Annotated in this window: 11 protein-coding genes and 1 riboswitch; of the genes, 10 read left to right on the top strand and 1 reads right to left on the bottom strand. The window is 72.5% G+C overall.

Annotated elements, in window-relative coordinates; all coding sequences use genetic code 11:
• The first annotated feature begins 27 nt into the window (after nt 1–27).
• The 5 genes from OTB20_RS31450 (at nt 28) to OTB20_RS31430 (ending at nt 6,376) form a co-directional block, all read left to right on the top strand.
• Entirely contained in the window at nt 28–1,122 is a 1,095-nt protein-coding gene (locus OTB20_RS31450) for a polyprenyl synthetase family protein (RefSeq protein WP_267755260.1), read from the top strand.
• A 115-nt stretch (nt 1,123–1,237) separates the two neighbouring features.
• Nucleotides 1,238–3,274 (top strand): squalene--hopene cyclase, encoded by a 2,037-nt coding sequence (gene shc, locus OTB20_RS31445; RefSeq protein WP_267822719.1) that lies wholly within the window; start codon nt 1,238–1,240, stop codon nt 3,272–3,274.
• Nucleotides 3,271–3,936, top strand: a complete 666-nt coding sequence (locus OTB20_RS31440; RefSeq protein WP_267822717.1) for a 1-hydroxy-2-methyl-2-butenyl 4-diphosphate reductase — start codon at nt 3,271–3,273, stop codon at nt 3,934–3,936. Before shc ends, OTB20_RS31440 begins: the two co-directional genes overlap by 4 nt.
• Nucleotides 3,937–3,941: 5 nt before the next feature.
• The gene (hpnH, locus tag OTB20_RS31435) at nt 3,942–4,973 is read left to right on the top strand and encodes an adenosyl-hopene transferase HpnH (protein WP_267822715.1); all 1,032 of its coding nucleotides are present in this window, start codon (nt 3,942–3,944) and stop codon (nt 4,971–4,973) included.
• The gene (locus OTB20_RS31430) at nt 4,970–6,376 is read left to right on the top strand and encodes an aspartate aminotransferase family protein (protein ID WP_267822713.1); all 1,407 of its coding nucleotides are present in this window, start codon (nt 4,970–4,972) and stop codon (nt 6,374–6,376) included. Before hpnH ends, OTB20_RS31430 begins: the two co-directional genes overlap by 4 nt.
• Nucleotides 6,377–6,428: 52 nt before the next feature.
• Here the strand turns inward: OTB20_RS31430 and OTB20_RS31425 are convergent, their stop codons facing one another.
• Entirely contained in the window at nt 6,429–7,235 is an 807-nt protein-coding gene (locus OTB20_RS31425) for a tyrosine-protein phosphatase (RefSeq protein WP_267822711.1), read from the bottom strand.
• Between the two features lie 325 nt (nt 7,236–7,560).
• Nucleotides 7,561–7,755: riboswitch (cyclic di-AMP (ydaO/yuaA leader) on the top strand.
• A gap of 4 nt (nt 7,756–7,759) precedes the next feature.
• On the opposite strand from OTB20_RS31425, the gene OTB20_RS31420 reads away from it, so the two are divergent.
• From OTB20_RS31420 to OTB20_RS31400, 5 genes are all read left to right on the top strand, one after another.
• Complete coding sequence (locus OTB20_RS31420) at nt 7,760–8,761, top strand: M23 family metallopeptidase (RefSeq protein WP_267822709.1); 1,002 nt, start codon at nt 7,760–7,762, stop codon at nt 8,759–8,761.
• A 60-nt stretch (nt 8,762–8,821) separates the two neighbouring features.
• Entirely contained in the window at nt 8,822–9,970 is a 1,149-nt protein-coding gene (locus tag OTB20_RS31415) for a winged helix DNA-binding domain-containing protein (protein ID WP_267822707.1), read from the top strand.
• 109 nt (nt 9,971–10,079) lie between these two features.
• Nucleotides 10,080–10,925, top strand: a complete 846-nt coding sequence (locus tag OTB20_RS31410) for an SGNH/GDSL hydrolase family protein (RefSeq protein ID WP_420716523.1) — start codon at nt 10,080–10,082, stop codon at nt 10,923–10,925.
• A 136-nt stretch (nt 10,926–11,061) separates the two neighbouring features.
• Nucleotides 11,062–12,264: an MBL fold metallo-hydrolase gene (locus OTB20_RS31405; RefSeq protein WP_267822703.1), complete on the top strand. Its 1,203-nt coding sequence runs from the start codon at nt 11,062–11,064 to the stop codon at nt 12,262–12,264.
• 299 nt (nt 12,265–12,563) lie between these two features.
• Entirely contained in the window at nt 12,564–14,297 is a 1,734-nt protein-coding gene (locus OTB20_RS31400; RefSeq protein ID WP_267822701.1) for an ATP-binding protein, read from the top strand.
• Nucleotides 14,298–14,322 lie beyond the last annotated feature (25 nt).

Here is a 14,322-nt window from a genome sequence, read left to right as displayed (position 1 = left end):
GTACGTACAGGAACCAGAGGAGAGCCAGTGAACCCGGGGAATCCGGCCGTCGAGAACACGGACGCCAGTGCGGGCCCGGCCGGCGGGGAGAAGGCGGACACGCTCGCCCTCCTCGAACGAGGCCGTACGCTCTCGACGCCCGTGCTCCGCGCCGCCGTGGACCGGCTCGCCGCGCCCATGAACACGGTCGCCGCCTACCACTTCGGCTGGATCGACGCCCACGGCAACAAGGCGGACGGCGACGGCGGCAAAGCCGTCCGCCCCGCCCTCGCCCTGCTCTCGGCGGAGGCCGCCGGCGCCACCGCCGAGGTCGGCATCCCGGGAGCCGTCGCGGTCGAGCTCGTCCACAACTTCTCGCTGCTGCACGACGACCTGATGGATGGCGACGAGCAGCGCCGCCACCGCGACACGGTGTGGAAGGTCCACGGACCCGCCCTCGCGATCCTGGTCGGCGACGCCCTGTTCGCCCTGGCCAACGAGGTGCTCCTCGAGCTCGGCACGGTCGAGGCGGGCCGCGCGGCCCGCCGGCTGACCACCGCGAGCCGCAAGCTCATCGACGGCCAGGCCCAGGACATCTCCTACGAGCACCGCGAGAGCGTCAGCGTCGAGGAATGCCTGGAGATGGAGGGCAACAAGACCGGCGCCCTCCTCGCCTGCGCGGTCTCCATCGGCGCCGTGCTCGGCGGCGCGGACGACCGTACGGCCGACAAGCTGGAGGAGTACGGCTACCACCTCGGCCTCGCCTTCCAGGCCGTCGACGACCTCCTCGGCATCTGGGGCGACCCGGAGTCCACCGGCAAGCAGACCTGGAGCGACCTGCGCCAGCGCAAGAAGTCGCTGCCCGTGGTCGCCGCCCTCGCCGCCGGCGGACCGGCCTGCGAGGAACTCGCCGAACTGCTCGCCGCCGACGCCAAGAGCAACGACTTCGAGAACTTCTCCGAGGAGGAGTTCGCGGCCCGCGCGGCGCTGATCGAGGCCGCCGGCGGCCGCCGGTGGACCGCCGACGAGGCGCGCCGCCAGTACGAGATCGCCATCAAGGCCCTCGACGACGTGGACATGGACCAGCGGGTGCGCGACCAGCTCGTGGCGCTCGCCGACTTCGTCGTCGTGCGCAAGAGGTGATCGCCACCCGTACGCGCATATGAATCGCCAGTCGCCGGCCGGTACTGCCTGCCAGTAGTACCGGCCGACGGCGAACCCCAGGACAGCAGAGGACACTGCACGCGAAGGGGAAGCCATGACTGCGACGACCGACGGCGGCGCCAATGCCTGCGGCGCCGACCGCCACGACACCGAGGCCGCCGGGCCGCCGGACCCCGGCCCCGCCCGGCTGCGCGGGGTGCGGGAGACCGTCGACCGGGCGGTCCGGGACCTGCTGGACCGGCAGGACGAGGCCGGCTGGTGGAAGGGCGACCTGGAGACCAACGTCACCATGGACGCCGAGGACCTGCTGCTGCGCCAGTTCCTCGGGATCCGGGACGAGCCCACCACCCGGGCCGCGGCCCAGTTCATCCGCGGAGAGCAGCAGGACGACGGCACCTGGGCCACCTTCCACGGCGGCCCCTGCGACCTGTCCGCCACCATCGAGGCCTACGTGGCCCTGCGCCTCGCCGGAGACGATCCGGGCGCCCCGCACATGGCCCGCGCCTCGGCGTGGATCCGGGCCCACGGGGGACTCGCGGGCGCCCGCGTCTTCACCCGCATCTGGCTGGCGCTGTTCGGCTGGTGGAGCTGGGACCACCTGCCCGAACTCCCGCCCGAACTGCTCTTCCTGCCACCCTGGGTACCGCTGAACATCTACGACTTCGGCTGCTGGGCCCGGCAGACGATCGTCCCGCTCACGGTGGTCTCCGCACTGCGCCCGGTCCGCCCGGCCCCCTTCGCCCTGGACGAGCTGCACACCGACGCGCGGACCCCGTACCCGGCGAAGCGGCTCGCGCCGATGGCCAGTTGGGACGGCGCCTTCCAGCGGATGGACAGGGCGCTGCACGTCTACCGCCGGTTCGCCCCGCGCCGGCTGCGCGCGGCGGCCATGGCGAGCGCCGGCCGCTGGATCGTGGACCGGCAGGAGAACGACGGCTGCTGGGGCGGCATCCAGCCGCCCGCCGTGTACTCCGTCATCGCCCTCCACCTGCTCGGCTACGACCTCCATCACCCGGTGATGCAGGCCGGACTGGAGTCCCTGGACCGGTTCGCCGTGTGGCGCGCGGACGGTGCCCGCATGATCGAGGCCTGCCAGTCCCCGGTGTGGGACACCTGCCTGGCGGCCATCGCGCTGGCCGACGCGGGACTGCGCCCCGACCACCCCGCCCTGGTCAAGGCCGCCGACTGGATGCTCGGCGAGGAGATCGTCCGCAGCGGGGACTGGGCCGTGCGCCGCCCCGGACTGGCCCCGGGCGGCTGGGCGTTCGAGTTCCACAACGACAACTACCCCGATATCGACGACACCGCCGAGGTCGTCCTCGCCCTGCGCCGCGTCAAGCATCCCGACCCGGCGCGTTTGGAGGGCGCCATCGCCCGGGGAGTGTCCTGGAACCTCGGCATGCAGTCGAAGAACGGCGCCTGGGGCGCCTTCGACGCCGACAACACCAGCCCCTATCCCAACAAGCTGCCCTTCTGCGACTTCGGCGAGGTGACCGACCCGCCGTCGGCCGATGTCACCGCCCACGTCGTGGAGATGCTCGCCGTGGAGGGCCGGGCGGGCGACGCGCGCACCCGCCGCGGCATCGCCTGGCTCCTCGCCGAACAGGACCCTAACGGCGGCTGGTTCGGCCGCTGGGGCACCAACTACGTCTACGGCACCGGCTCGGTGGTCCCGGCCCTGACTGCCGCCGGCTTCGCCCGCTCGCACCCCTCGATCCGGCGGGCCGTGCACTGGCTGGAATCCGTACAGAACCAGGACGGGGGATGGGGCGAGGACCAGCGTTCCTACAAGGACCCGTCCTGGGCCGGGAAGGGCGTCTCTACGCCCTCGCAGACGGCGTGGGCGCTGATGGCCCTGCTGTCGGCGGGGGAGCGCGACGCGCGGTCCGTGGAACGGGGGGTCGAGTACCTCGTCTCCACCCAGCACGCGGACGGCACCTGGGACGAGCCGTACTTCACCGGGACCGGCTTCCCCTGGGACTTCTCCATCAACTACCACCTGTACCGGCAGGTCTTCCCGCTCACCGCCCTCGGCCGCTACCTGTACGGAGAACCGTTCGGCCCGGGCGGCCGGTACACGGGTCCGGCAGCCCTCCCGTTCGCGGCCCCGTCCCCCGGGGAGACCGTATGAGCGACGGCCCGGCCGTGGCACCGCCGCCGCTGCTGATCGCCTGCGCGCTGCGCATCGAGCGCACGGCCCTGCGCAGCGGCCGGGACCGGGGCGCGCCCGAGCGGTACGAGGTCCTGCGCACCGGGATGGGCCCCCGCGCGGCCGAACGCGCCGTGGGCCGGAAGCTGGCCGAGCCGGCGCTGCACGGCGCCGCGGTGCTCGCCACCGGATTCTGCGCCGGGCTGCTGCCCGGCATGAGCCCCGGCGACCTGATCGTCGCCGAGGAGACCCGGGACCCGCGCGGCACGGTCGCCTGCGCCGGCAGTGCCCTGCTCGCCGAGGCACTGGCCCGGGCCGTACCCGGCCGGACCGTACACCTCGGCGCACTGACCGGGTCCGACCACGTCGTCCGGGGCCAGGAGCGCGGCCGGCTGCGCGCCGAGGGCGCCATCGGGGTCGACATGGAATCGGCCGCGACCCTCTGGACCGCGACCCGGGGCGGGAGCGCCCCGGGGGGCGCGGACCGCCCGGTTGCGGCCGTCCGGGTGATCGTGGACGCTCCGGAGCATGAGCTCGTCCGTATCGGCACCGTTCGCGGGGGAATATCGGCCTTTCGGGTACTGCGTGCCGTGCTGCCCGCGTTTTATGACTGGCACCGTTCTTTGCTGCTCCCCAGGAGGTGAGCCAGATGGCCATGCCACTGCGACAGACGATCAGGGTCGGGACGTACCTGCTCGAACAGAAGCTCCGCAAGCGCGAGAAGTTCCCGCTGATCGTCGAGCTGGAACCGCTCTACGCGTGCAACCTGGCCTGTGAGGGGTGCGGGAAGATCCAGCACCCGGCCGGGGTGCTCAAGCAGCGCATGCCCGTGGCCCAGGCGGTGGGCGCCGTGCTGGAGTCCGGTGCGCCGATGGTGTCCATCGCGGGCGGTGAGCCCTTGATGCACCCGCAGATCGACGAGATCGTGCGCCAGTTGGTGGCCAAGCGGAAGTACGTATTCCTCTGCACCAACGCCATGCTGCTCCGCAAGAAGATCGAGAAGTTCACGCCCTCCCCCTACTTCGCCTTCGCCGTGCACATCGACGGACTGCGCGAGCGCCACGACGAGTCGGTGGCGAAGGAAGGAGTCTTCGACGAGGCGGTCGCGGCCATCAAGGAGGCGAAGCGGCGTGGATTCCGGGTGACCACCAACTCCACCTTCTTCAACACCGACACCCCGCAGACCATCATCGAGGTGCTCAACTACCTCAATGACGATCTCCAGGTGGACGAGATGATGATCTCGCCGGCCTACGCCTACGAGAAGGCCCCCGACCAGGAGCACTTCCTCGGCGTCGAACAGACCCGCGCACTCTTCAAGAAGGCGTTCGCGGGCGGCAACCGGGGGCGCTGGCGGCTCAACCACTCCCCGCTCTTCCTGGACTTCCTGGAAGGAAAAGCCGATTTCCCCTGCACCGCCTGGGCCATTCCGAACTATTCGCTCTTCGGCTGGCAGCGCCCCTGCTACCTGATGAGCGACGGGTACGTGCCCACGTACCGGGAACTGATCGAGGACACCGACTGGAGCAAGTACGGCCGCGGGAAGGACCCGCGCTGCGCGAACTGCATGGCGCACTGCGGGTACGAGCCCACGGCCGTCCTGGCCACCATGGGTTCGCTGAAGGAGTCGCTGCGGGCGGCCCGCGAGACCGTGGGCGGGAACCGGGGCAAGTCGGCATGAGCGCGGGCCGGGCGGGGGAGGGCGGCCGGGGTTTCGACCTCGGCGCCCTGCTGGCCGAGCGGGGTGGCGAGCGGTACGAACTGCACGCCCGCCACCTCAACCACCAGCTGCCCCGGATGCTGCACACCATCGGCTTCGACAAGGTCTACGAGCGGGCCGAGGGAGCCCACTTCTGGGATGCCGAGGGCAACGACTACCTCGACATGCTGGCCGGCTTCGGAGTGATGGGCCTGGGCCGCCACCACCCGGTGGTCAAACAGGCCCTGCATGACGTGCTCGACGCCCAGCTCGCCGACCTCACCCGCTTCGACTGCCAGCCGCTGCCAGGGCTGCTGGCCGAGAAGCTGCTCGCCCACAGCCCGCACCTGGACCGGGTCTTCTTCGGCAACAGCGGCACCGAGGCCGTGGAGACGGCCCTGAAGTTCGCCCGGTACGCCACCGGGCGGCCCAGGGTCCTCTACTGCGACCACGCCTTCCACGGGCTCACCACGGGCTCGCTCTCGGTCAACGGCGAGAGCGGGTTCCGCGAGGGCTTCGCGCCGCTGCTGCCGGACACCCGGATCGCCCTCGGCGACCTGGCCGCGCTGGAGCGGGAGCTGAAGAAGGGCGACGTGGCGGCCTTCGTCGTGGAGCCGATCCAGGGCAAGGGGGTGCTCGCCGCCCCGCCCGGGTTCCTGCTCGCCGCGCAGGAACTGCTGCACCGGCGGGGAGCACTGCTGATCGCGGACGAGGTGCAGACCGGCCTCGGACGTACCGGCGACTTCTACGCCTACCAGCACGAGGCCGGAGTCGAACCGGACCTGGTGTGCGTGGCCAAGGCCCTCTCCGGGGGGTACGTGCCCGTCGGCGCGACCCTGGGCAAGGACTGGATCTTCAAGAAGGTCTACTCCTCCATGGACCGGGTCCTCGTCCACTCCGCGAGCTTCGGCTCCAACGCCCAGGCGATGGCGGCCGGGCTCGCGGTCCTCTCCGTCATGGAGGACGAAGGGGTAATGGTCAACGCCCGCGCGACGGGCGACCTGCTGCGCGGGCGGCTCGCCGCGCTCGTGGACGAGTACGAACTGCTCCACGAGGTACGGGGCCGCGGGCTGATGATCGGCATCGAGTTCGGCCGGCCGTCCTCGCTGGGGCTGCGGAGCCGCTGGAGCATGCTGCAGGCGGCGCGCAAGGGGCTGTTCGCGCAGATGGTCGTGGTGCCGCTGCTGCAGAAGCACCGGATCCTCACGCAGGTCTCCGGCGACCACCTGGAAGTGATCAAGCTGATCCCGCCGCTGATCGTGGACGAGGCGGACGTCGACCGGTTCGTCGGCGCCTTCCGCGCGGTCATGGACGAGGCGCACGGCGGCTCGCTCATGTGGGACTTCGGCAGGACGCTGGTGAGGCAGGCCGTCGCCAACCGCTGAGCGGTGGCGGCGGGGCGGCCGGCCCGGCAGGCGGCGGCCCGCCTCGTGGGCGTCAGTCCAGGAGCCGGTCGCGGAGCCGGCCGAGGGTCTCGGGGGCGAGCCCGAGGCCCTCGGCGAGGTAGCGATCCACACCGCCCCACTCCTCGTCGATGGTTTCGAGGGCCGCCGACAGGTACGGGGCGCGGGCGTCGAAGAGCGGGGCGAGCAGCTCCGCCACCTCGGGGGCGCGCTCCTCGGGCGTGTCGGTGCCCCGGCGGACCCGGTAGCGGTTGTGCGGGGCGTTCGACTCCAGGTAGTCCGCGATGATCGCCTCCCGCTCGACGCCCAGCGCGAGCAGGGTGACGGCGATCGACACGCCGGCCCGGTCCTTCCCGGCGGCGCAGTGCATGAGGGCCGGGACGCTGTCCTCGGCGAGCGCGTGCACGACCCGGCTGTGCTCGGCGGTACGGGTCCGGATCATCTCCCGGTACGAACGGGACATCCGTGCGGCGCCCTTGCCGTCGCCCAGGATCCCGCGGAGCTGCGCCACGTCCCCGTCGCGGACCATCTTCCAGAACTCCCGGCCGTCGGCCGGATCCGACAGCGGAATGCCGACGTTGCGCACGCCGGGCAGCTCCACGTCCTGGCCCTCCAGCGTGTGGTCGGCGCCGTTGCGGAAGTCGAAGACGGTGTGCAGCCCGAGCGACCCGAGGAATTCTGCGTCGCTTTCGGTGGCATGCGCCAGATGTCCGCTTCGGAACAGTCGTCCTGACTTGACCCTTCGGCCGTCCGTGGTCGGCAACCCGCCCACGTCGCGGAAGTTGCGTACGCCGGTCAGCGCCGGTTCCGTGAACGGGCTCTGGGGTATCTGCTGGGTCACAGGGAGTCCTCCGTGTCGTCCGTGCGGTCGTCGTTGCTCGTGTCCGAATTACGCTACTTCTAGGTAACTTGCCATAGCGAGAGGCGAGATCGGGCATCACCCCGTGAGGCAGATCATACGGTGACCGTGAGTGCCTGATCGACAATGGCGAATTCCCCTGGCGGGGCGGCTGTTGGGGGCGGGGAATGGACGGAGGGTGACCGGAATTCCGTCGGTCCATCATCCCTTCGAATCCATCGGGGAATTCGGGACTTGTTCGGTGCGGCCGGGCTCGATTACCTTCGCGATCGATCCGGATGGACCGCCTAATCCTGCCGCCGTCCGGAAACCGCACCCGACTATTCACGCGCGCGGCAGGAGCGGGGGAACCAGGTAAGCCGCTGTTCCGGAGTTCCTTCGGGATCTTTACAACGGGACAGCTCGGGGTGAAGCCGTGCATGTGCAGTTCACCGGCACACGCACCGCCGGACATCTCCAGTCCGAACCCGACAGCTCACCTCGCAGGCGTCGGAGAGGAATTCGCCATGTCCGGAACGGGTAAGCACCGCCGTCCCAAGTCCCGCTCGATATCCCGCGGATTCGCCGCCGCCGGCACCGGCGGCGCGGCCCTCGCGCTCCCGCTGCTCGGCGCCACCGGCGCCCACGCGGCCGGTGTCCCGGCCGCCGCACCCGCCGCCGCTCCGGTCCAGGCTCCGCGGACCGTGGCCGCCCAGGTCCCGGCCGCGCTCCAGGCCGCGCCCGCCGCCACGCAGGGCGCCCCCGCCACCTACACCGTGGTGCCGGGCGACTACCTCTCCAAGATCGCCGAGCGACAGCACCTCACCGGCGGCTGGGAGCGGCTCTACGCGGACAACCGCGAGGCCGTCGGCTCCGACCCGTCGCTGATCCACCCGGGCCTGAAGCTGACGCTCGACGCGCGGGGTTCGGCCCCCGCCGCGGCCGCGGAGTCCGCGCCGGCCGAGGCGCCGAAGTCCGCCAAGAAGTCCGCTTCCTCCGATTCTTCCTCTTCCGGCGATTCGTCGGATTCCGGGGACTCCGCCGATTCCTCGGATGACGAGGCCGCCGCTCCGGCCGCGCGCGCCCCCAAGGCGCCCGCCAAGCAGCAGAACACCGCCACGTCGTCCGGCTTCGTCGCCCCGGTCGGCGGCGGCACCTCCACCGCCTACAAGCTCGCCGGTTCCATGTGGTCCAGCGGCTACCACACCGGTGTGGACTTCTCCGCGAGCACCGGCACCACCGTCAGGGCGGTCGGCGCCGGCACCGTGGTCTCCGCCGGCTGGGGCGGCGCGTACGGCAACGAGGTCGTCATCCGGCACGCCGACGGCAAGTACAGCCAGTACGCGCACTTCTCCCAGCTCTCGGTCTCCACGGGCCAGAGCGTCACCGCCGGGCAGAGCCTCGGCCTCTCCGGCGCCACGGGCAACGTGACCGGCCCGCACCTGCACTTCGAGATCCGGACCGGGCCCTCGTACGGCTCGGACATCGACCCGCTGGCCTACCTCCGGTCCAAGGGCGTCAGCATCTGAGGCAGTGTCGGACGTGCGGGTTAGGCTGCACGTTTCGACAGGGGACGGGACGGTCGCGGCATGAAGATCACCGCAAAGGAGCTCAACCGCTCAACCCTCGCGCGGCAGTTGCTGCTGCGGCGCGAGGCCTTGGGCGTCGGTGACGCTGTCCGCCGGGTGGTCGCCCTCCAGGCGCAGCACGCGGCCTCGCCCTACGTCGCCCTGTGGAACCGGATCGCCGGCTTCGACCCCGCCGGCCTCGACGCCGCCTTCGCGGGCCGGGAGGTCGTCAAGTCGACGCTGATGCGGCTCACCCTGCACGCCGTGCACGCGCAGGACTACCGGCCCTTCCGGGAGGCCGTCCAGCCGTCCGTACGGGCCGCCCGGCTCGGGACCCGTTTCACGGTGTCGGGGTTGACGGCCGAGGACGCCGACGTCCTCGTGCCGGAGCTGCTGGACTTCGCCGACCGGCCCCGTACGACCGCGGAGTGCGAGGCCTGGCTCGGACACCGGCTGGGAGCGGCGCCGCAGCCCGGAGCATGGTGGGGGCTGCGGCAGTACGCGCCGCTGCTGCACGCGCCGACCGCGGCGCCGTGGTCGTTCGGCGAGCGTCCGTCCTACGTCGCGCCGCCGAACCGGCCGCGGACGGTACCGGCCGACCCGGAGGTGTCGCAGGAGTCCCTCAGGACGCTGGTCCTGCGCTACCTGGAGGGGTTCGGGCCGGCCTCGGTGGCGGACGCGGCCCAGTTCTCCATGGTCCAGCGGGCCAGGATCCGCGAGGCGCTGCGGGCACTGGAGCTCGCCGGGAAGCTCGAGAGGCTGACGGGGCCGGACGGCGAGGAGCTGTTCGACGTCCAGGGAGCACCGCGCCCGCCGGAGGAAACACCGGCCCCGCCCCGGCTGATGGCCATGTGGGACAGCGTCCTGCTCGCCTACGCCGACCGGAGCCGCGTGGTCCCGCCGCAGTACCGCAGGCTCGTCGCCCGGATGAACGGCGACACGCTGGCGACCCTGCTGGTCGACGGCCAGGTGGCCGGGGTGTGGCGGCCTGCCGGGGCCGGGATCGAGGCGACCGCCTTCCACCCCCTGCCGGACGAGGTCTGGGAGGAGCTCGCCGGCGAGGCCCGTTCGCTGACGGCCTTCCTCGCCGACCGCGAACCGGAGGTCTACCGGCGGTACGGCCACTGGTGGAGCAAACTACCGAGCGCCGAGACCCGGCTGCTCGTCTGAGCCGTGGGGCCGGGACCGGAGGGGGGTCGCGGCCCCACCCACGTTATTCCCCGCCCGGCGGGTGGTGAAGATCACGGTCCGTGAACCCCTGGCTACGGTCGCGTAGGTCATGATCCGCGGTGAAGTATGGGTTCCCGTGGCAGCGACGACGACATCCAAGACCAAGACCATTGGCTCGTACGCGGCGCTCGGGGACAGTTTCACCGAGGGCGTGGGGGACCCGGGACCCGGGGGTGCGTTCCTCGGCTGGGCGGACCGGCTGGCCGTCCTGCTGGCCGACGAGCGCGAGGCGCACGAAGAGGCGGGCGAGTCCGGCGAGTCCGGCGGATTGCGCTACGCGAACCTGGCCGTACGCGGCCGGCTGCTGGACCAGATCGTGGCCGAGCAGGTCCCCCGGGCCAAGGAGCTCGCGCCGGACCTGGTGACCTTCTGCGCGGGCGGCAACGACATCATCCGGCCCGGCAGCGATCCGGACGACGTGGCCGAACGGTACGAGGCGGCCGTGCGCGACCTCGCCGGATCCGTCGGCCTGGTCGTGATCACCACCGGCTTCGACACGCGGGACATGCCGGTCCTCAAGCACATGCGAGGCAAGATCGCGACGTTCAGCGCGCACGTCCGGTCGATCGCCGACCGGTACGAGTGCCCCGTACTCGACCTCTGGTCACTGAAATCCGTACAGGACCGGCGGGCCTGGGACGCCGACCGGCTGCACCTCTCGCCCGAGGGGCACACCCGGGTCGCCCTGCGCGCCGCCCAGGTGCTCGGCCTCGACACTCCGGCCGATCCGGACCAGCCGTGGCCGCCGACGCGGCCGCGCGGCTCGGTGGACACCACCCGGGACAACATCCAGTGGGCGCGCGAGCACCTGGTGCCGTGGATCGGACGGCGCCTGCGCGGGGAGTCCTCCGGGGACCACATGGAGGCGAAGCGGCCGGACCTGCTGCCGCTGTAGAGGTGGTTCGGGGGCGGGCGGGGAGGGAGCCGGGGCGCGTTCGCGGGCACGTAGCGGAATCCTTGGGGATTGTCACGCGTTGGGATGGTGGTAACCATGAGAACGCCCTGCTCGCACCCCCCACACTGGAGGCGCCTTGACCGGCTCCCGTCCCTTGCGTCCACGGCTGCGCGCGCTGCGGCCCGAAGCCTTCGGCGCGGACCCGTCCGGTGCCCGGCTGGAGCGGATCCGGCGTTCGCCGAACTTCGCCGACGGAGTCTTCCAGAACCCGGCCGGGACCCGGACCAGACCCTCCGGATCCATGGCGGAGTTCGCCAAGATCTACTTCCACAAGGAGCAGCGGCTCCGGCGTAGCCCCGGTGCCCCGATCCCGGTCTATCCGACGACCCTGGCCGAGCTGTCGAAGCCCCCGGCCAGTGGCCTGCGGGTGACCTGGATGGGCCACTCCAGCGTGCTCGCCGAGATCGACGGGCGCCGGGTGCTCTTCGATCCCGTCTGGGGCGACCGGTGCTCCCCCTTCCCCTTTGCCGGACCCAAACGGCTGCACCCGGTGCCCGTACCCCTGGCCGCGCTCGGCGAAGTGGACGTGGTGGTGATCTCGCACGACCACTACGACCATCTCGACCTGCCGACGATCAAGGCCCTGGCCGGTACCGACACGGTCTTCGCCGTTCCGCTGGGCGTCGGCGCGCACCTGGAGCGCTGGGGCGTCCCGGCCGACCGGCTGCGCGAGCTCGACTGGAACGAGACCACCGAGATCGCCGGACTCGCGCTCACCGCCACCCCCGCCCAGCACTTCTGCGGGCGCGGACTGCGCAACCAGCAGTTCACCCTGTGGGCGTCCTGGGTCGTGGCGGGCGACACGCACCGGATCTACCACAGCGGGGACACCGGCTACTTCCCCGGCTTCAAGGAGATCGGCGCGGCGCACGGGCCCTTCGACGCCACGATGATCCAGATCGGGGCGTACTCGGAGTTCTGGACGGACATCCACATGACGCCCGAGGAAGGCGTGCGCGCCCACCTCGACCTGCAGGGCGGTACCCCGAGCGGCACGATGCTGCCGATCCACTGGGGCACCTTCAACCTGGCCCCGCACCCCTGGGACGAGCCGGGAGAGGGCACCGTCGCCGCCGCCGAGGGGGCCGGGGCGGCGATCGCCCTGCCCGTGCCGGGGCAGCCGTTCGAGCCGGGCGCCGCCGACGCGCCGAGCGCACCGTGGTGGCGGCCCTTCGTGGCCGCGGGCTCACCCCCGCCGCCGGTGACCGCTGCCAGGACCGCCGCGGCCGAGCGGCCGGAACCCGTCACCCATGAGGAGCCGGAGGCCGTCGGCTCCTAGGGCCGCGCCGGGCAGCCCACCCTCCCCGCCCCTCCGGCCCGCCGCCGGTGGGGCGGGTGAGTGGCGCGGGGGCGGCGGGGGCGGCCGGGGGCGGCGCGAACCGGCAAGGCGCCGGGGCGTGCGCGCTCCCGGCGTATTCGGGCTGTCGTACGAGCGCTCCATCGGGAGCGGGAAGCACCAGGGCGAAGTTCCCCAACTGGCCGCCCCGGGACGGAGCGTGCGGTCTAGCGTGGGTATCCGGTGATCAACACCGGATCCCGGGACGCCCGGGGGCCGGGCCCCACATACCGAGGACGCCGATGTCCGGACTCCGCGCCGCCCGCCACTCCCCGTCGAGACATGCCGTCACCGGTCCCAGTCGGCAGATACGGCCCCAGCTGATGCGCGCCGCGCTGCTGCCCACGCTCGCCGCGGGGCTCAGCGGCGCCGCCGCGGTCATCTTCACGCTCCAGCTCGGTGGCGGCGAGGGCTCCCGCGACCCCCGGCTGTGGCCGGTGCTCAGCGGTTGCTCCCTGCTCTTCGCGGCCGCCCTCGCGGCCGCCCTGCTCGGGGCCCAGCGCTCAGCAAAGACCGTGCGCGACCGCTGCGAGGCACTGCGCCGCTCCAGCGTCCGCGGACGCCAGGAGCTGCGCACCACCGCAGACCGGCTGGAACGCGGTGAGCTGCCCGCCCGCCCCGTGCGCGGCGGGCCGGACACACCGCCCTTCGGTCCCGAGACGGCGGCGGTGGACGAGTTCTGGCTGCTCTCCCAGGAGCTTCGCGGTGCCCGCGAACAGGCCCATGCGACCCTGATCGGGGTCGGCGCCCCCGTCACGCCCTCCGACAGCGACCGCAAGGTCGAGGTCTTCGTCAACCTCGCGCGCCGCCTCCAGTCCCTCGTACACCGCGAGATCTCGCTGCTGGACGACCTGGAGGACACGGTCGAGGACCCGGACCTGCTCAGGGAGCTCTTCCACGTCGACCACCTCGCCACTCGGATCCGGCGCCACGCGGAGAACCTCGCGGTGCTCGGCGGAGCCGCCTCGCGCCGTCAGTGGACCCGGCCGGTCGACCTGAGCGAGGTACTGCGCTCCTCGGTCGCGGAGGTCGAGCAGTACACCCGGGTCAAGGTGGTGCCCCCCGCGGGCGGCTCCGTACGCGGACACGCCGTCGCCGACGTCGTGCACCTGCTGGCCGAACTCGTCGAGAACGCCACGGTGTTCTCCGCCCCCGGCACCGATGTCGTGGTGCGCGCGGAGCGGGTCACCGCCGGGATCGCGGTCGAGGTGGAGGACCGGGGCCTCGGCATGCCGGCCGAGGAAGCGCACCGGATGAACGCCCTGCTCGGCGACCCGGACCAGATCAGCGTCCGGCAGCTGTTGGCCGACGGGCGGATCGGCCTGTTCGTCGTCTCGGCGCTGGCCCGCCGGCACGGGATCGCCGTCGAGCTCAAGTCGAACATCTACGGCGGCGTGCTCGCCGTACTGGTCCTGCCCCAGGAGCTGTTGGGGGCGGAGGCGCCGAGCGCGGCCGGCTCCCTGGGCGGCTCCCGGTCCACCTCCTGGGGGACCGGCGAGGGGGCGGGCGCTCCACGGCTGGAGCCGGCGCGGGTGAGCCTGCCCGGGCCGGAGCCCTCCGGCGCCCCGCCGGTGCCGCCGGGCCGGGACGTCGGCGTACCGGGCACGGTGTCCCGTACGGCGCCGGCGGCCCGGGAGACATTGGTCGCGGTACCGGCCGTCACCGGACTGTCGGTCACGGCGCCGGTGGCCCCGGAGCCGGCGGTCACGGTCGCGGCGCCCGCGTTCGCGGCGCCGGCCGGGAGCGTGGTGGCGCCGGTCGCGCCGCCGCTGACCGTACCGGCCGCCCGGGACGGCGGAGAACGGCCGCCACTCCCCCGGCGGCGGGCCCAGGAACACCTCGCGCCCCAACTGCGCGAGGCCCCCGTACCCCGGCCAGTCGGAGCCGCAAGCGCGGAGCGGCCCGTGCACGACCCCGGCCTGATGGCCGCCTTCCAACGGGGCTTCGGCCTCGCCCAGTCGGAGCACCAGACGTGACCCCGGCCTCTCACCCGACAGCGAA

It is taken from the genome of Streptomyces sp. H27-H1 (assembly GCF_026627445.1).
Taxonomy (GTDB): domain Bacteria; phylum Actinomycetota; class Actinomycetes; order Streptomycetales; family Streptomycetaceae; genus Streptomyces.
Note: the sequence above shows the minus strand (reverse complement) of the source record. Positions and strands in the feature narration are given on the sequence as shown.